The organism is Candidatus Phyllobacterium onerii, assembly GCF_028331445.1.
Lineage (GTDB): Bacteria > Pseudomonadota > Alphaproteobacteria > Rhizobiales > Rhizobiaceae > Phyllobacterium > Phyllobacterium onerii.
Genome location: NZ_JAQMHX010000004.1, coordinates 419932 through 436401, shown reverse-complemented (window position 1 = coordinate 436401; position 16470 = coordinate 419932). Strand labels below are relative to the sequence as shown.

Annotated in this window: 15 protein-coding genes; 9 read left to right on the top strand and 6 right to left on the bottom strand. The window is 55.4% G+C overall.

Translation table 11 applies throughout. The features are described 5' to 3' along the window. Nucleotides 1–57 precede the first annotated feature (57 nt). From PHA01_RS12435 to PHA01_RS12415, 5 genes are all read left to right on the top strand, one after another. Nucleotides 58–735, top strand: coding sequence for a sugar transferase (locus PHA01_RS12435; protein WP_271895878.1), 678 nt, complete (start codon nucleotides 58–60; stop codon nucleotides 733–735). 118 nt (nucleotides 736–853) lie between these two features. Continuing rightward, the gene (locus tag PHA01_RS12430; protein WP_271895876.1) at nucleotides 854–2185 is read left to right on the top strand and encodes a UDP-glucose dehydrogenase family protein; all 1332 of its coding nucleotides are present in this window, start codon (nucleotides 854–856) and stop codon (nucleotides 2183–2185) included. 41 nt (nucleotides 2186–2226) lie between these two features. Further along, nucleotides 2227–3309 carry a glycosyltransferase gene (locus tag PHA01_RS12425; protein WP_271895874.1) on the top strand — a complete coding sequence of 361 codons (1083 nt, stop codon included), beginning with the start codon at nucleotides 2227–2229 and terminating at the stop codon, nucleotides 3307–3309. Between the two features lie 189 nt (nucleotides 3310–3498). Beyond that, nucleotides 3499–4677: a glycosyltransferase gene (locus PHA01_RS12420; RefSeq protein ID WP_271895872.1), complete on the top strand. Its 1179-nt coding sequence runs from the start codon at nucleotides 3499–3501 to the stop codon at nucleotides 4675–4677. After that, a complete protein-coding gene (locus PHA01_RS12415) occupies nucleotides 4674–6134 on the top strand; it encodes a lipopolysaccharide biosynthesis protein (protein ID WP_271895870.1) in 1461 nt (486 codons plus the stop codon). Before PHA01_RS12420 ends, PHA01_RS12415 begins: the two co-directional genes overlap by 4 nt. On the opposite strand, the gene PHA01_RS12410 is transcribed toward PHA01_RS12415, so the two are convergent. The 3 genes from PHA01_RS12410 to PHA01_RS12400 form a co-directional block, all read right to left on the bottom strand. Further along, entirely contained in the window at nucleotides 6081–7415 is a 1335-nt protein-coding gene (locus PHA01_RS12410; protein WP_271895867.1) for a polysaccharide pyruvyl transferase family protein, read from the bottom strand. The two genes, PHA01_RS12415 and PHA01_RS12410, sit on opposite strands and share 54 nt — an antisense overlap. Nucleotides 7416–7617: 202 nt before the next feature. After that, nucleotides 7618–8631, bottom strand: a complete 1014-nt coding sequence (locus tag PHA01_RS12405; protein WP_417020961.1) for a glycosyltransferase family 2 protein — start codon at nucleotides 8629–8631, stop codon at nucleotides 7618–7620. Between the two features lie 297 nt (nucleotides 8632–8928). Next, a complete protein-coding gene (locus PHA01_RS12400; RefSeq protein ID WP_271895860.1) occupies nucleotides 8929–9207 on the bottom strand; it encodes an exopolysaccharide production repressor protein in 279 nt (92 codons plus the stop codon). 878 nt (nucleotides 9208–10085) lie between these two features. Here PHA01_RS12400 and PHA01_RS12395 point away from each other — a divergent pair. Then, entirely contained in the window at nucleotides 10086–11360 is a 1275-nt protein-coding gene (locus PHA01_RS12395) for a polysaccharide biosynthesis/export family protein (RefSeq protein WP_271895857.1), read from the top strand. 6 nt (nucleotides 11361–11366) lie between these two features. Here the strand turns inward: PHA01_RS12395 and olsC are convergent, their stop codons facing one another. The 3 genes from olsC to PHA01_RS12380 form a co-directional block, all read right to left on the bottom strand. Further along, nucleotides 11367–12203, bottom strand: a complete 837-nt coding sequence (gene olsC, locus PHA01_RS12390) for an ornithine lipid ester-linked acyl 2-hydroxylase OlsC (RefSeq protein ID WP_271895854.1) — start codon at nucleotides 12201–12203, stop codon at nucleotides 11367–11369. Nucleotides 12204–12484: 281 nt separating this feature from the next. Continuing rightward, the gene (locus tag PHA01_RS12385) at nucleotides 12485–13102 is read right to left on the bottom strand and encodes a hypothetical protein (RefSeq protein ID WP_271895852.1); all 618 of its coding nucleotides are present in this window, start codon (nucleotides 13100–13102) and stop codon (nucleotides 12485–12487) included. 94 nt (nucleotides 13103–13196) lie between these two features. Further along, a complete protein-coding gene (locus tag PHA01_RS12380; RefSeq protein WP_271895849.1) occupies nucleotides 13197–13436 on the bottom strand; it encodes a hypothetical protein in 240 nt (79 codons plus the stop codon). Between PHA01_RS12380 and PHA01_RS12375 the strand changes: the two genes are divergently transcribed. The 3 genes from PHA01_RS12375 to PHA01_RS12365 are packed head-to-tail and all read left to right on the top strand — an operon-like array spanning nucleotide 13435 to nucleotide 16466. Next, nucleotides 13435–14187: a COG4280 domain-containing protein gene (locus PHA01_RS12375; protein ID WP_271895847.1), complete on the top strand. Its 753-nt coding sequence runs from the start codon at nucleotides 13435–13437 to the stop codon at nucleotides 14185–14187. The two genes, PHA01_RS12380 and PHA01_RS12375, sit on opposite strands and share 2 nt — an antisense overlap. Next, complete coding sequence (locus tag PHA01_RS12370; protein ID WP_271895844.1) at nucleotides 14187–14405, top strand: hypothetical protein; 219 nt, start codon at nucleotides 14187–14189, stop codon at nucleotides 14403–14405. Before PHA01_RS12375 ends, PHA01_RS12370 begins: the two co-directional genes overlap by 1 nt. Nucleotides 14406–14423: 18 nt before the next feature. Then, nucleotides 14424–16466, top strand: a complete 2043-nt coding sequence (locus PHA01_RS12365) for an acyltransferase family protein (protein WP_271895842.1) — start codon at nucleotides 14424–14426, stop codon at nucleotides 16464–16466. The last annotated feature ends 4 nt before the right edge of the window (nucleotides 16467–16470 follow it).

Below are 16470 nucleotides of genomic sequence, written 5' to 3'. Positions count from 1 at the left end.
GTACCGTTTGATACCGTCGCATCAGCCATTAGATCACCCGACCCCCGGAGTTGTGCCATGAGCGATTCAGTCAAATCGACCGATTTGAGCTATTCCCACGTTGATACGGATTTCGACCCTGCTTTGGGCGGATTCCTGAAGCGTGGATTCGATATTGCTGGGGCCTTGGCAGGCCTCATTGCCCTTAGTCCCCTGTTCCTGCTTATTGGACTTCTTGTGAGGTTGTCCGATGGCGGGTCGGTATTTTATGGCCACCGCCGGATTGGGCGGGGGGGCAGCATTTTCCACTGCCTCAAATTCCGGACGATGGTTCCGGATGGCGATGGCGTGCTGGCCAGCTATTTTGCAGCCAATCCGGATGCGAGGGCCGAATGGGAAGCCACTCGCAAGCTCAAGGATGATCCGCGTGTCACTCGCGTCGGAGCTGTATTGAGAAAGCTGAGCCTTGATGAACTGCCACAGATCATCAACATTCTCCAAGGCCACATGAGCATTGTCGGACCCCGTCCAGTCGTGCACGACGAGCTTGAGAATTACGGCAACGCCGCAGTGTTCTACCTCAAATCACGCCCTGGCCTCACAGGGCTTTGGCAGGTAAGCGGGCGCAATGACGTTTCTTACGACAGCCGCGTGGAGTTCGATCGGCACTATGTCGAGAACTGGTCGTTGAAACTCGACTTGCATATCATCATCAAGACTGTGCCTGCCGTTTGCATGGCCAGAGGCAGCTACTGAACAGCTCAATGACAGTTACAGAAACTTGGTTGCGGGCATTCCTTATGGCCCGCGATTTTAATGATTGGTATTACCGGATCCGGATCCGATCCGATGTCTTTGCACAGGAACAAATCCAATGAATTTAACAGTTTTTGGAATCGGCTATGTCGGTCTCGTACAGGCCGCCGTATTGGCTGAGGTGGGGCACAATGTTTTGTGCGTCGATATCGACGCTGACAAGGTAGAACGGTTGAATCAGGGGTTGATCCCGATTTACGAGCCAGGCCTCGAGAGTCTCGTCAGAGAGAATCACGCAGCGGGCCGCATCACGTTCACGACGGACGTCGCAGCTGCAGTCAAACATGGCCAGATCCTGATGAGTGCGGTCGGTACGCCGCCCACCGAAGACGGATCCGCCGACCTCAAATATGTGCTGGCCGTGGCAGAGGCGATCGGACGCGAAATGGAGACGCCAAAGATCGTTGTCAGCAAATCGACGGTGCCGGTAGGAACCTGCGACAAGATAAGGCTGAAAATCGCGGAAGTGCTCAAGGCGAGAGGGCGCGAAGAACTGGACTTCGATGTCGTCTCAAATCCGGAATTCCTCAAGGAAGGTTCGGCGGTGGTGGATTGCATGAAGCCTGACCGCATCATCATTGGAACCAGCAGCGACAACACGGAAAAGGTGATGCGGGAGCTTTACGCTCCCTTCAGCCGCAATCATGATAAAATGATTGTCATGGATGTGCGCAGCGCCGAATTCACGAAATATGCAGCCAATTGCATCCTCGCGACCAAGATCAGCTTCATGAATGAAATGTCGGGTCTGGCAGAGCGACTCGGTGCCGATATCGAGGAGGTCCGCAAGGGTATCGGCAGCGATCCACGCATTGGCTACGACTTCATCTATCCGGGAATAGGCTATGGCGGGTCGTGCTTTCCGAAGGACGTCCGCGCCATGATCCAGACAGCAGAAGGCATCAGTTTCGATGCCAAGATGCTGAAGGCGGTGGATGAGCGGAACAATGCACAGAAGTCCATCCTGTTCGAAAAAGTCCACCGCTATTTCAAGGGCAATCTGAAGGGCAAGGTCTTTGCGCTTTGGGGCCTGGCTTTCAAACCCAACACCGACGACATGCGTGAAGCGCCTTCGCGCACGCTGATGGAGGCCCTGTGGCAGGCGGGAGCCAGCGTGCAGGCCTTTGATCCGGAGGCGATGCAGGAATGCCAGAGCATTTACGGCCAACGCGATGACCTGCTACTTTGCGGAACCAAGGAAGCAGCGTTGCGCGGTGCCGACGCCCTGCTGATCGTAACCGAATGGAAGAGCTTCCGGGCGCCATCCTTCGATCTCATGAAGGACGCCCTTACGACGCCAGTCGTCTTCGATGGCCGGAATATTTATGATCCCAAGGTCATCGCCCGTCATGGCCTGGAATATTACAGCATCGGCAGGCAGGCCGCCTAGGCCGCCGGGCTGGTGGAAAACAGGATACAAGGAGCCACGCGATGAAAGTACTTTTTGCGGGCGGCAACGGCTACTATCCCCAGTTCAGTGGTGGCGTTCAATCGAGTACGCATCATCTGGTCGAGCAATTGCGCAATCAGGGGCACGAAGCCTCGGTTCTGGCTGCCTTGTTCGGCCAGGGGATGTTCGGACTGAAGGCACGCGCCAAGATGAAGATCATGGGTCAGCGGGCGGCAGTCGACAGTTTTCCGGGCTATCCCGTGGTCAGAGCCTGGTTTCCCTGGGAAGCAGCGGGCTTCGCGGTCAAAAGGCTCAAGCCTGACGTTGCTGTCGTGCAATGCCACAAATCGGTTCCGATAGGGAAAGCCCTGCAAGCTGAAGGGATACCCTTGGTCATTTACCTCAGAAACGTGGAATTCCACGAACTTGCCGGTGATCTGCGGGAACTGGATTCTGCACTCTACATCGCGAATTCCGAGTTCACCGCGAGGACCTACAAGGAAAAATTCGGGATCGATTCGACCATCATCCCGCCGACGATCGACCCTGTCCTGTACGGAACGCCGACGACTGGCGAATATGTGACGTTCATCAATCCCTACAACGAAAAGGGTTTTGAACTGGCCGTCCAGATCGCCGGCCAGTGTCCCGACATCCCGTTTCTCTTTGTCGAAAGCTGGAAGCTTGCCGATGATCACCGGGCCAGCATCGAAAAGACGATCGCTCCTCTGAAGAACGTCAAACTCGAAAACCGCACCAGCGACATGAAAACGGTCTATGGGCGCACCAAGATCCTGCTCGCCCCCAGCAAATGGGAGGAGGCATGGGGCCGCGTCGCGTCAGAAGCGCATTGCAGCGGCATTCCTGTCGTGGGGTCACGCCGTGGCGGACTGCCGGAAGCGATTGGCGAAGGCGGCCTTGTCCTGGATTACAACGCGCCGCTGGAAGATTGGGTCGGCGCGATCCGCACGCTCTGGACTGACAAGGGCGAATATGACCGGCTCTCGTCCGCTGCAAGGAAATTTTCCGAGCGGCCGCAGATGGATCCGAAGAGCCAGTTTTCGACCTTTCTCAGCGTTCTCGATCAAGCCGCCAGCCAGAAAAATATCAAACAGGTGGCGTGATATGAGTCAGTTTGGAAAGTCGCTGCGGAGTGTCAAATGGCGTGGTTTTCGAGAACCGGAGCGCAGCGTACATTAGTACGTGAGCACCGGAAGCACAGAAAATCGCGTCAGATGACCGCCGCAGTAGAGTTTCAAGACGGACTCAAAGCTCTGCCCATGTTTTTAGATTTATTGAAAGAATGCTCGGTAATGAGAGTTGGTTTTGTTGTCGACAAGTTCCCGTCATTGTCCGAGACGTTCATTTTGGATCAGGTAAATGGATTTCTTGAGCGCGGTATCGAGGTCGGCGTTATCTGTAACGAGAACCTCCTGAAGCAGGGCAGTGCTCGAACAAAGCATTGGCAGGCGCTGACTGAAAATACGGTTTGCTGGTGGGGTGCTCTGGCGCCGTTGCGCCCGATCCTTCGAAAACTGCCAACAACCCTCTGGGATAAGGTTTCGACGGCATTCGACATTGTCTTTTCGCGAAAGCTCCACAATTTCGATGTCATAATCGCCCATTTCGGCAACAATGGTTTGCGCGTGGCACGCGTGCTCAAGCGGAAGAAGCTCGGCGCTTCCCTGGTCACGATATTCCATGGCCGCGATGTTGGCCGGCCGCTCCTCGACAACTCCCTCTGGCAATATACTGTCCTGTTCGACCAGGGTACTCGGCAGCTGACAGTCAACGATTATTTCCAAAAGGCCCTTGTCGACGCCGGGGCGCCGGAAGCAAACGTCGTCGTGCATCATATGGGTGTACGGATCAACGAGATCGAATATGCGTGGCGTACTTGGGATCAAGGCACCTTGAATGTCATTTCGGTTTGCCGCCTGACCGAAAAGAAGGGCATCGAGTTTGCCCTGCGCGCGCTGGGTCAGCTTTCGATTTCAAACCCGGACCTCGATTGGGCCTATACCATCATAGGCGGCGGCGAATTGCTCGACGAGCTGAAGCAGCTCGCCAAGGATCTGAATATTGCGCACAGGGTGACATTTCTCGGACCGCGCCCGCACAGCGAGGTCAAGCAGCGCTTGCGGGAAGCCCATCTGTTCCTGCTGCCGAGCGTCACGGCACAGGATGGAGATGTGGAAGGCATTCCGGTCTCCCTCATGGAGGCAATGTCTGCCGGGCTTACGGTGCTCAGCACATATCATTCGGGGATTCCCGAACTCATAGAGGACCAGACGACAGGATTTCTCGTCCCGGAGAAGGACATTGATGCGCTCGCGGCAAAACTCCTGTGGATCGCCCAACACCCGGCCGAATGCGAGCGCATCGCATTGGCTGCAAGGAAAAAAATCGAGGCCGATTTCAACGCCGATGTTTTGAATGATCAGTTCGCGCAGATGATCACGCGTCTGGCCGAAGCGAAGTTAAGCGCGTGAGTGCCGAACCGCTTCAGTTTGGACGCGTTGCCCTTCGCGGCGGCCTTTTGACGGTCATCGCCCAAGGCATCAAAATCGTTGTCCAATTCCTCTCCGTCATCGTCCTGGCGCGCCTGCTCATTCCGGAAGATTTCGGGCTTGTCGCCTCTGTCAGTCCGATCGTGGCCTTCGTCGCGCTCTTTCAGAATCTCGGGCTTCAGCAAGCGGTCGTTCAGCGCAAGGAGATCAGTCAGCGGCAGCTCAATCAGGTCTTCTGGATGAGTGCATTTGCGGGCCTAGCGAGCACTGTCGTCGTCGTCGCGCTCTCCCCCGTCGTCGCTTCCTATTACGGTGATGCGCGCATGGTCGGGATCACAATCGGCGCCGGCCTGCCGCTTTTCCTCGGAAGTCTGGCGGCCATGCCGCTCAGCCTGATGAATCGCCATCTTCAGTTCGGTCAGCTTGCGATCAACGATGTCGTCACCGCCATTGCAGGCTTTGCAACAGCGGCCGTGGCGGCCTATGCCGGCATGGGCTATTGGTCGCTGGTGCTTGGCCCTGCAGCATCGGCGGCGGTTGGATTGCTTGCAGCCTGGCGTGTGGCGCGGTTTAGACCGGACAAGCCGGTTTTGAAGATCGATCGGGACATCATGTCCTTCGGCGCCAACCTTACAGGCTTCAACCTCGTCAACTTCTTCTCCCGCAATCTCGACAATATTCTGATCGGCAAATTTTCAGGCGCAATCGAGCTCGGTTATTACGACCGCGCTTACAAGCTTCTGCTGTTCCCTTTGCAGAACATCAATCAGCCGCTGACACGCCTGATGATCCCGCTTCTCAGCCGAATACAGGACGATAAAAAGCGCTTTCGCGATATCTACATGCAGACCAACTGGGTACTCGCGGCGGTCACGGTACCCGCTATCGCGGCGTTGACCCTTACCTCGGAACAGGTGGTCGGCATTCTTTTCGGCGACAGATGGCTGCCCGTCGCACCGATTTTCGCCTGGCTCGGCATCGCCGGCCTCATTCAGCCCATTTCGAGCACCACAGGCTGGATCTTCATCTGCCAAGACAGAACGAAGACCATGTTCCGCTGGGGCATCTACTCTTCGATCACGACTGTGGTTGCTTTTATCGTGGGCTTGCATTGGGGTGCCGTCGGCGTCGCCGCGGCCTATGCCATCAGCGGCTATATCCTGCGCGTTCCCGTTCTCGCAGTGCTTGTGCACCGCGTCGGCCCGGTGACGGCGATGGATGTGCTTCTGGTGCAAGGCCTCTTCATCGTTTCGGCCCTGCTCGCCTGGCTCGCCTACTGGCTGCTGCCCCTGTCGCTGATCGCCCGCTCGGATTTTTTGGCGGTTACCCTGGCTGTTTTGCTGAACTATGGGTTCGCGTTCGTTCTGATGCTTTTGCTGCCCCAGTCACGCAGCGCTCTGTCGGCCATCTGGTCCAAGGTCGCGAGCAACATTCGCTGAAGGCGCGGCAAGAAGCGGCTTCAGAAGCTCAGTCGCGGACATTGCCGATGCGTGCTCGTCAAGAACAGCCTTGAGGCTCGTTCTGCGATAATGTTCCAGATTTTGGATGAACGTATCGAGTTTTTGACCGGCTTCTTCCACGGTCACCGTGTCAATGTCGAGCAGAACGTCGGACACGCCGATGCGCTTGGCGACTTCCTTGGTCTTGAACTCGTAGGCGATCGGCAACACCGGGGTGCCGACGCACAGCGACATGATCATCATGTGCATGCGCGTGGCGACGACGAAATCGAACCCTTTTACAAGCGCCATCAGTTGCTCTGGTGTATGAAATGACGCGTCCACGCTGACATGGCGGGCAATCTCGGGATCGAGCTCGGCAACGATCGCCTTGGCCGCCTTGGAGTCGTCGTGGGCATATTCCGGCACGCCCTGGCAAGTCGACAGGAAGGTCACCTCTTTGCCCTGATCGCGCACCAGGGTGGTGACGATGTTGCGGATGGAATCAAGGTAGCGGCGCATGCCGTCCCCGCCGCCCTTGACGTAGTTCCAGTGCCGGACGGATATAGCGACGCGACCGGTTTTCGGTGTCTGGTCCGCAGCCAGAATTCCTGCGATCCGGTCCGTGTCGGCGAGCGCGAACACCGCATCCGCCACCACGTGACATTTGTCGGGGTCTTCGACGAGATCGACAATATGGTCCTTTGACCGGGAATCGCGAAGAAGAATGAGCGGGCTCCGGTCAAAGACGGGTTTCAGTTCCTGGCGATTATAGTCCTTGTTGAAGGGCCCCAGTGACTGCGTGAAGAACACGGGATCCTTACCGACTATCGCGTCGATACGGAATTGATTGAGACGCCGTTCGAGGTTGTAGTTCTCGACCAGATAGGTTCCGCCCGTCGTGATGACGAGGTCAGCGTCCCGGTAGATCTCAAGCGAGCGCCGGTCGCTGTCGCTAAACAACATCTTGTCGATGGACCCGCCCCTGCCGAAGCGGCGCAGCGCCTCGATGACAATTCGATTGTAGAGCGGCTTGACGGCGTTCTTCAGGACGTTTTGATCGTAGCTGTACTTGAAGACGGACTCTGACAGGAGTTTGTGAAATTCGAGATCCGGATATTCTTTCGAAGGGTAAAGCCGTGCCGCCACTTCCGGCTGGCTGTCAAAGACCTGAAAACGCAAATCCTCGCCCCAAACGTTTCTCAGGATGTGCCTGATCGCTAGAAGAATGGCGGCGTCGCCAGTATTCAGGCAGACCGTGTTCTCGACAATGATTTTCATAAAACTAACCCTGGTATCTGATTGGCGGCATGGGGTTCGTTGGCTGCAAGTCAATCATGACTGCATCCGTTGCGCGCTCAGTTGTCGAACCCAACTGAGCAAATCCGCTCATATTGACCCCTGATCTATTCTTGAAACAGACTAGTCCATTGTGTCTTTTTGTGCAACGCACAATAAATTCGAACTGATATCCGCGTCAGGCTCACTGCGTTTTGGCAGTTGCCGGAAACAGATAGCGCAGCTCTGGTTTGATCTGGGGGGCAGTCGATCTGTTTTTGACGGCTCCATCGAACTTGTCGGTCAGGATGCCCCTTGCGATTGGAAAAACCGCAGACGGATTGCGCAGACCATAGACAGCTGCCGCAGCGAGCCCCTTCTGCGACTTGACGTCCAGAAACTGCCTGTGATGGAATTTGGAGCGAATATGGCGCTCATGCTCGCGGACGGCTTCCAGCCCCCCTCCCGACAGCATGCCGCTATCCAGAAGTGCCCTGTCGGCATCGGCGAGTTGTTTCAGGTCGTCCGTCCTGTGCCGCCCGCTCAGCGAATCCGCACGCACGACGGCTCCATATCCACAATTGTTGATGATCTGAAACCGCGCACCCAGGGCCAACGCTCTCGTATAGAGATCGTAATCCTCGCCGAGCCGCAGCTTTTCATTGTAGCGCAGGCTGTGGCGATCCAGAAACTCGCGACGGATGACAGGCTTCAGGAAGCCGAGCTCGCCGCGCTGCTTGCTGCGCCTCGATATATTGCGGTCGACGAATGTCGGCAGGTCGAGAAACCAGGTTTCCGGAGGAAACGTGTCAATGGCGAGTGTGTTGAAGTGGCTGACCCAACGTTGATCGACAAAGACGATGTTGTCGGCGGCCATATCCCAGTCCCTGGTTGACAACAAATGGGAAAAGCGCCCCGGGATAAAGAAATCGTCGGCATCGAGAATACTGATCAGGGCCGCCGACGAACAGGAGATGGCGTGATTACGTGCGTAAGATGGCCCCCTGTTCGCGTCGAAACGAATGATACGCAGCCGCCCGCTCGCGTCATCGGCTCCTCCGGCGGCTTCCGAAGTACCATCGGTCGATCCATCGTCGACGACGATCACTTCTGCCACGTATATATCCGCCAAGGCGGAGGATATGGCGGCCGCGATGGTATCGGCTGCGTTCTTCGCAGCGATGATCACACACACACTATTGTCCGGATTATCTGTAATTGCCCCTGCCCTCGACTGTGCGGGTCTCTACTGGATGCACGAAGGCGTGTTAGCGCGCACCACGTATGGTCTGTGGGCGTATTGCCAGCACCAGACCGATGCAGCAAGGATACAATTATTTCGGCCTCCCGCAAGAGGCAGACGTCTAGAGCAAGGTTCTGACGCCCGGAAGTTGCTCCGGATCGCTTAAGGGTCTGTTGAGATTCATGTCAGGGCGAGGCGAAAACGGTGGTTTTCGAGTACCGGAGCGCAGAAAAACGCCGTTTGAAGGCCGCCATGGCGTGAATATAAACAGACCTAGTGCGTTTCTGTGGGTGTAATTGATTTAAACGGCGGCTGCTTGTTGGCGACAATGCCGGTTGGCTCACTAGTCCCGGACTGCTTCCACTCGGACGTCCGTGGTTTCTCACGTGCGACAAGGAAGAGCACAACGGCGAAATATCCTACCTGGATGACGACTGCGCAAATTAGCGTCTGGACTATCGTTGCCCACAGGGATTGCGTGAGAACATAGGTCGTGATCGCAAATGCGATAAGGACGCCGAGCATTCCGATTAAAAAATTTGGAAATCTCATAATGCTCAGCTCCTCCCATTCTTTATGCGGAGAAAAGCTGGCGTATAGTTTCTTATCATTTTATCTCCCCCCACAGACGCTAATGCGCGTACATGAATGTTTTTTTGGCTGCCAATTTGTCTATACCAAACCCCTTGAGTTTAGATGAAAGCACCTCGGCTAATTTTAAGCCGGAATATAACAGTTTTCTTACTTTGTAACCACAATTTTTCTGCGCTTTTGGAGCTGGCGAGGTATTGCGACCCGCGAATACAGCATACAACGCAAGCGGACGGCTGAAGCACGTCCTGTCTTCACTCAAAATAACGAAACACGACACATTTTCACGCTATGTTGCAGCGCAAATAAAAAAATTACACAATATCTCGGGGCTATACAACCCATCCAATTGTCTAGAAGGAGACAAAACTAATTACAATCACTCAACTATATAAGCATATTTAATTATGTTTATGGCGCGAACGCGTGGAATTGCGATCTCAAATTACATAACATTCCGGCAAAATACGAGGTCATTTCGGCGATCGCGACCAGAATATACAGCCAATATGCCATTCAACTCGCATGCTGCAAACGACGTTGTGTTGCAACGCACAATTTTTATGTTATCTTCCGAACAATCATTCGCGTCCGTTCCAGGCTGACTGGGGCGGATATACGAGGGCAGCGGTATTACCTTCGACGAATGCCTTGTTTTCGACAAGCATTCCGTTGAAATTGGCCTTTTCGGAAGGACATTGTGATCGTTCGCATGATCATTCCCGCCTCATATATGTCACGCGATCCTGCTTATGAGGCTTGGGCCGGGTGGCTTTGCCAAGATTAGGGCGGAAATAGCCTCACCGATCCCGATTGATTTACAGGAGTAATTGTTGGAAATGACCCCGATTTCCCCGTCAAGTGCGTGCTCAGGCATGCCACGCGGTTTCACCGCTGCAACGCGCTGGTTCTTTTATGGCTGCATGCTGCTTCTCATGATGCTGTTTGCGCCGGGTGCCCATGCTGCGGATTACGCGTTGGGCCCGATGGACAAGGTCACCATACGCGTGATCGAATGGCAGACCGCAGAAGGCACCTTTCGCGAGTGGCCCACGATCACGGGTGATTACAGGGTTGGACCCTCAGGCACCTTGTCTCTTCCCTTCGCGGGTGAAATAGCCGCCGGCGGCAAGACCACATCCGAAATTGCCAAGGAGATCTCCGAGAACCTCCGGCAGAAACTCGGCCTTAGCGATCTTCCGGAGGCTTCCGTAGAGATATCCGAGTTTCGGCCGATTTTCGTTTCAGGCGACGTGCAGACGCCAGGAAGATATGCATTCGAGCCTGAAATGACGGTTCTCAAGGCTGTTAGCCTTGCTGGCGGTATGCCGCGAACGACCGGGCAGCGCTTCGAGCGGGATTACTTCAATGCGCGCGGGGACTATGATGTCATCGTAGCCGCGCATGACCGGGCGGTGGTCAAACTCGCAAGACTGCAAGCAGAATTGGCCAATGTGCAGGAAATCAAGGTTCCGGACGATTTGATCGAGAAATCGAACACCAAGAGACTGGTCGACGATGAAACGGCAATCATGCGCACGAGGAAGAATTCCCTTGATCTCCAAATCAATGGGCTGAACGACCTCAAAACGCTCTATACGAACGAAATCAGTTCGCTCGAAAAGAAAATGGGCGTGCAGAACCGGCAGCTGGATCTGACCCGAAAGGAACTTACCAGCATCGGCGGACTGGCGGATCAGGGCCTTGTCGTGAACTCGCGCCTCCTCGGGTTGCAAACGTCGGTTGCGGACATGGAAGGCAAGCTTCTGGATCTTGATACCGCGTCGTTGCGTGCCAAGCAGGAAATCAGTAAATCGACCCAGAACGAGACCGACCTTGATAATGAGCGCAAGTCGGAATTGGCAACCGAGATGCAGGCAACGCAGGCCGCGCTCGATGAAAGCAATCTGAAGCTTCAGATGAACAAAAACTTGATGACCGAAGCGCTGGTCAACGCGCCGGCTGCCGCGGGCAACGGCTCAGATCCTGTTGTCATGCAATACAGCATTGTCCGCAACTCCAACGGAAAAACCGAAGAGACGACCGCTGAAGAAGGGACCATCCTGCTGCCCGGCGATGTGGTCAAGGTCAAAATCGACACCGAGCATTCGTGACGCGCATCACTGATTTCGCAAGGTCTCGGCTTCAGCGTAAAAACGTTTTTCCCATTCCTTGTGGTTGTCGAGGCCTTCACGGATAAATGGCGTGAAGATCGCCAGGTTCATAAGCGCCCAATTGATGAAACTGGCGGGAAATTTTAGCGGCTTCACGAAATCGACGAACAGGACGACGCGCGTCTTGTCCGTATGATTCCAGGCTTCGTGTTCGTAGGCATCGTCGAAGATCAGGGCTTTGCCCTCTTGCCAATGACATATCCTGTCTTTGACCCGGATGGCGAGCTTGTCGCCCGGCTCCGGCACGATCAAACCGAGATGGAGCCGCAATACGCCGTTGTAAGGCCCCCGATGGGCAGGCAGATGTTTGCCGGGTTCGAAGATCGAAAACATGGCTGTCTTCAGGTTGGGGATCTTCTGTACCGCCGTCCACGTCTTGGGACAGGCTTGAATGTTCTGTTTTGACTTCACGCCGAATCCGACGAGGAAAAAGGTTTTCCATTGACTGTCCGTCGAGATTGTTTTGACGTCCGTCGAAATATCCTGAAATGCAGGCAGTTCGCTCTGACGCAGAAGAACGCGGTCGAGTTCAATGCGAATGTCCGGCCAAGCCTTTTCTATCTCGCTTGTCCAGGGAAAGACCGCATTGTCATAGACTGGAGGGTTGCCAAACCTGGCGTGTTTGAGGTTGAGCTTCTCTGCCCAGGAGACGATGCCCATGAAAAAGCGTGTGGTCCTGCTTGGGCGAGCCATTGGCGCAATTCCGGCTGTCCCGAATTCCTGCTCGACTTCTTCAGCCTCAGAGTCTTGAAGACTTGGTTCCTTCAACGTTCCTTCGGTCATAATCATTCCAATGCGTTGCTGGCTTTGCGGAACGGGACGCTATGCAGGTACGTTCGGTTCCGATGACAGGAATCTATTTAGGCGACGATAGACCGGTGCGCCAGATCATTCACCAATTTTTGGTCTAGCGCGTCGGAGATGCCATGAGAGCCCAAATGAAAATTCGTCAGGGGGCAGCGAAAATGGTGGTTTTCGAGCACCGAAGCGCAGCGTACATTTGGTACGTGAGCATCGGAGCGCATAAAAACGCCCATTTGCAGCCCTCCATGGCGGATTTTGGTTCAGGCTCTGAGGCTAGCCATTATGCCGCCAATCAGGTCCTCTGTCGTTTTGTATTCGTCAACATCGAGGACCTTGCAGCCGTGCTCGCTAACGAGTTCGGCGGTCTTTCGATCGAATAGCAGCGTGCGTTCGAGAAATCTTGAGATCATTCCACGGTTCTGTTCGCTGGCATTGTGGAAACCGCTTGCTTCATAGATCCGTGTGCGCAAGGTGTCGGAGCTGGCTGTCAGCCAGACAGTTCCAACTTCCTTCATGCGGTGTCCACTCGTGATGAAAGGCCAAAGTGCCGATCCCTCGAGCACTAATTTCTCCATGCCTTCATCATGCACCGTTGCCCGGACAAGTTCCGCAACGAGTGGCGACATCTTGCGGTGATGCAGAATGACGGATTCCAGCAGTTCATTGGCCTTTAAACTAAGATAGTGCTCGGCCACGTGGTTGGGGACTTTCTTGTTCGACTGTCGCCAAGGCCTGCCGGGGTGCCTGGCAAGGCTGTCCGTTGAAATACAGCGCCAGCCAATTTTGCTCGCCAATGCGCCTGCCACCCTTGATTTCCCGACATTGGACGAGCCTCCGATCAGGATAATTTTAAGCTGCGGATCAATCCGTGTGTTCAAGGGCGCTATCCTGGTCGCAAGTGAGAAAGAACTTCAGAAGTGTTTATCGCCGACTATTTTACGATTTTCCATCATCTGCAACCAGAATGCACCTTCACGCAAAGAGCAACAAAAAACTGATCCCAAAACATAACCGGGTAACAAAACGTTTGATGGTCGTGACAGGTTGCACTTCCTCACCGAAGCAAAACAAATCCATGCTAAGCGAAAGATCAACGACATCCGTGTCACGTTTTCTTTTCCATCCGAACGCTTCATCCTTCTGGCCGCCTGAATCTTGACCTTTTATCGAGTAATCTTTTGTCCCATTCTGCGTGAACGGAAATCCTTCCATGTCCAACATCACGACCATAGTATCGACTATGACGGCAGCTTTCCTCGGCTCCTTCGTCGAAGTCGTCGAAGCCTTCACCATTATCCTCGCCGTCGGGGTTTCCCGCAGCTGGAAGCCAGCCTTCATTGGCACGGGGCTGGCGCTCATCGTGCTAGCCGCTCTGGTTGTCATTCTTGGACCGCTGCTCGGGCTGATCCCGATCGAGCTTCTGCAATTTGTCATCGGAACCCTGCTGATCCTGTTTGGAATGCGCTGGCTGCGCAAAGCCATCCTTCGCGCTTCAGGCATCATTGCTCTTCACGACGAGGCAGAAGCCTTCGCCAGGGAGACCGATCAGCTCAAGCGTCAGGACGCCGAACGACGTGCGGACTGGATCGCCGGAACCGCTGCGTTCAAGGCGGTACTGCTCGAGGGTATCGAGGTGGTTTTCATCGTCATCGCGGTTGGCGCTGGACGCGGCATGCTCGGTTATGCCGCCCTTGGCGCGGCTATAGCCTGCCTCCTGGTGCTGATAATCGGTTTCGTCGTGCACAAGCCGTTGTCGCAGGTGCCTGAAAACACCTTGAAATTCGTCGTCGGACTTCTACTTACGGCATTCGGCATCTTCTGGGTCGGTGAAGGACTTGGCGCCGATTGGCCGGGCGCCGATCTGTCGCTGATCGGAATCCTTGCCGTCCTTGCAATCTTCTCGTTTGTCGCCGTGCGGATGCTGCGCGACTATCGCAGCTCCAACGCAAAGGCAGTCGCCTGATGAACATCATACGCATCACCATACGAGAACTGATCGGCATGTTCATCGATGACGGCGCTCTGGCACTCTGGTCGATTGCCTTGATCGGCGTCATTGCGGCCGCTGTGGAATATGCCGGATTGCCTGGATTCGCCGGTGGTATCCTGTTATTGGCGGGCTGCATCCTCATCCTCGCAGAGAGCACGTACCGTGCCGCGCGGAAAAAATCCCACGGATAATGCTGGAGTAAACTGGAATTGGTCAGCTTAATGACGTCCGGGCAGGCGCGCGACGGCCTGGCTTATCGCCGCGACATCGATGGCCTCCGGGCCATCGCGATTTTGCCGGTCGTATTTTATCACACGGGCATGTCGGGCTTCCAGGGCGGGTTCGTCGGCGTCGACGTTTTCTTCGTCATTTCCGGCTATCTGATGGCCCTGCGGATCATCGGAGGAATCGACCAGGGCGATTTCAGCCTTTGGCGGTTTTACGAAAGCCGCATTCGCCGCATCTTTCCGGCGCTGTTCGCAATGATCGCAGCATCGGCAGCGATGGCATGGATATTTTTCATGCCAGTCGAATTCGAGTATTTTGCCCGCAGTGTGAAGGCGGCTGCTCTTTTTGTTTCCAACATCCAGCTCAACAGAGAGAGCGGATATTTCGATATCAGCGCCCAGCTGAAGCCGTTGTTGCACACATGGTCGCTCGCCATCGAAGAACAGTTCTATATCGTCTTTCCGCTGTTGCTCCTTCTTTTGAGCAGGATCAGCCGGGAATGGATCAAGCCGGCGCTCATTCTGCTGTTTGTCGGGTCGCTCGCCGCGAGCGTCTGGGCCGTCGAGCATAGGCCTGTCGAGGCGTTTTACCTGTCGCCCTACCGCGCCTGGGAGCTGCTTCTCGGCGCCTTGCTAGCACTGGGTGTCGTACCCCGGCCGAAACAGCCATTTATCGGCGAAATCCTGGCTGCCGTCGGACTCATCCTGATAGGCTTTGCGGTCTTCTTCTATAATGACAGCACTTCGTTTCCCGGCCTTGCCGCACTCGTCCCCTGCATTGGTGCCGCTCTCATCATTCAGGGGCGAGCCGCGCGCGGTCCGGCGGGACTGTTTCTCACGTCCTCGCCGCTTGTGTTCATCGGTCTGATTTCCTATTCGCTCTATCTCTGGCACTGGCCGATTATCGTCTTCACGCGCTACCTGAATGGTCACGAGCTCACCTTTATCCAAAACGGTCTGCTCGTGGCGATTTCGATTATGGTGGCTGTTTTTTCCTGGCAATTCATCGAGCGGCCGTTCCGCGGGCATGCCGGCCCGGTTCCCCGCAAACCCGTCTTCGCCGCTGCGACGGCGGTTATCATAGCGGTCGTGGCTTTCGGCAATTATGTCATCACCGAAGTCGGGCTTCCCGGCCGCCTTACTCCGGTTGCCCAGAAAATCTACAATGCCACCTATGACGAAAGCCGGTTTTCCAGTCCCGAATGCATGCAGGACACCAGTGGAAAGGGTCCTTCCCTTTCCGACGTCCAATCAGGCAACCTTTGCCAACTGGGAATCCCCGGAGCGGACAATGTGAATTTCCTCGTTTGGGGCGACTCGCACTCCGGTTCAATGGCGCCCGCCATTGACCTTGCGGCGACGAAGGCCGGTGCCAGCGGTATTTTGGCCGCACGGGCTTCGTGTCCGCCGCTTCCGGATGTGGAACTGAAAGACGAAAAAGACACGCTGCGCTGCGTTGACTACAATGCGGCTGTGCGGGACCTTATCATCAGCAAGCGCATACCGTTGGTCTTCATGATTGCCTATTGGCCCAAGTACGTCCTCCGCTCGGAGTTGCCTAATCAGGGACTTTATTTCGATCCCAAGATCCGCCCGCAGCTTGACGACGAATCGGCGCCCATTGCTACCGCTCTGGACCAGACCCTCGCCGACCTCAAACGACATGGCACGCAAGTGGTGCTTGTGATGGATGTCCCGGAAATGGGGCACTACATGCCGGAAGCCCTGGCCAAAGCGGCAACGAGAGGCACGTCTACCGATATCGCACCGTCATGGGCCTACACTACAGAGCGGCAAGCTGCCTCCCGCGACATGCTCAGCGAATACGCCGCGAAATACGGGGCCATAACCGTCGATGCGCTTCAGGGTATCTGCGACAATGGCCGCTGTGACAGCATGCGAAACGGCCTGCCCCTGTACAGGGATTCAGACCATATCACCGCCACGACGGCCCGGAGTTTGAGCTACCTCTATACGCCCGTGTTCAAGACACTGGCTGGTGCGTTGGGAATCGACATCGACTAGGGAA

What these genes read in the sequence shown, in the direction of transcription:
- olsC (WP_271895854.1), bottom strand. Translation starts at nt 12,203, where the DNA reads ATGACCGAAGGAACGTTGAAGGAACCAAGTCTTCAAGACTCTGAGGCT.
- PHA01_RS12375 (WP_271895847.1), top strand. Translation starts at nt 13,435, where the DNA reads ATGTCCAACATCACGACCATAGTATCGACTATGACGGCAGCTTTCCTC.
- PHA01_RS12395 (WP_271895857.1), top strand. Translation starts at nt 10,086, where the DNA reads ATGACCCCGATTTCCCCGTCAAGTGCGTGCTCAGGCATGCCACGCGGT.
- PHA01_RS12370 (WP_271895844.1), top strand. Translation starts at nt 14,187, where the DNA reads ATGAACATCATACGCATCACCATACGAGAACTGATCGGCATGTTCATC.
- PHA01_RS12410 (WP_271895867.1), bottom strand. Translation starts at nt 7,415, where the DNA reads ATGAAAATCATTGTCGAGAACACGGTCTGCCTGAATACTGGCGACGCC.
- PHA01_RS12380 (WP_271895849.1), bottom strand. Translation starts at nt 13,436, where the DNA reads ATGGAAGGATTTCCGTTCACGCAGAATGGGACAAAAGATTACTCGATA.
- PHA01_RS12435 (WP_271895878.1), top strand. Translation starts at nt 58, where the DNA reads ATGAGCGATTCAGTCAAATCGACCGATTTGAGCTATTCCCACGTTGAT.
- PHA01_RS12425 (WP_271895874.1), top strand. Translation starts at nt 2,227, where the DNA reads ATGAAAGTACTTTTTGCGGGCGGCAACGGCTACTATCCCCAGTTCAGT.
- PHA01_RS12400 (WP_271895860.1), bottom strand. Translation starts at nt 9,207, where the DNA reads ATGAGATTTCCAAATTTTTTAATCGGAATGCTCGGCGTCCTTATCGCA.
- PHA01_RS12420 (WP_271895872.1), top strand. Translation starts at nt 3,499, where the DNA reads ATGAGAGTTGGTTTTGTTGTCGACAAGTTCCCGTCATTGTCCGAGACG.
- PHA01_RS12430 (WP_271895876.1), top strand. Translation starts at nt 854, where the DNA reads ATGAATTTAACAGTTTTTGGAATCGGCTATGTCGGTCTCGTACAGGCC.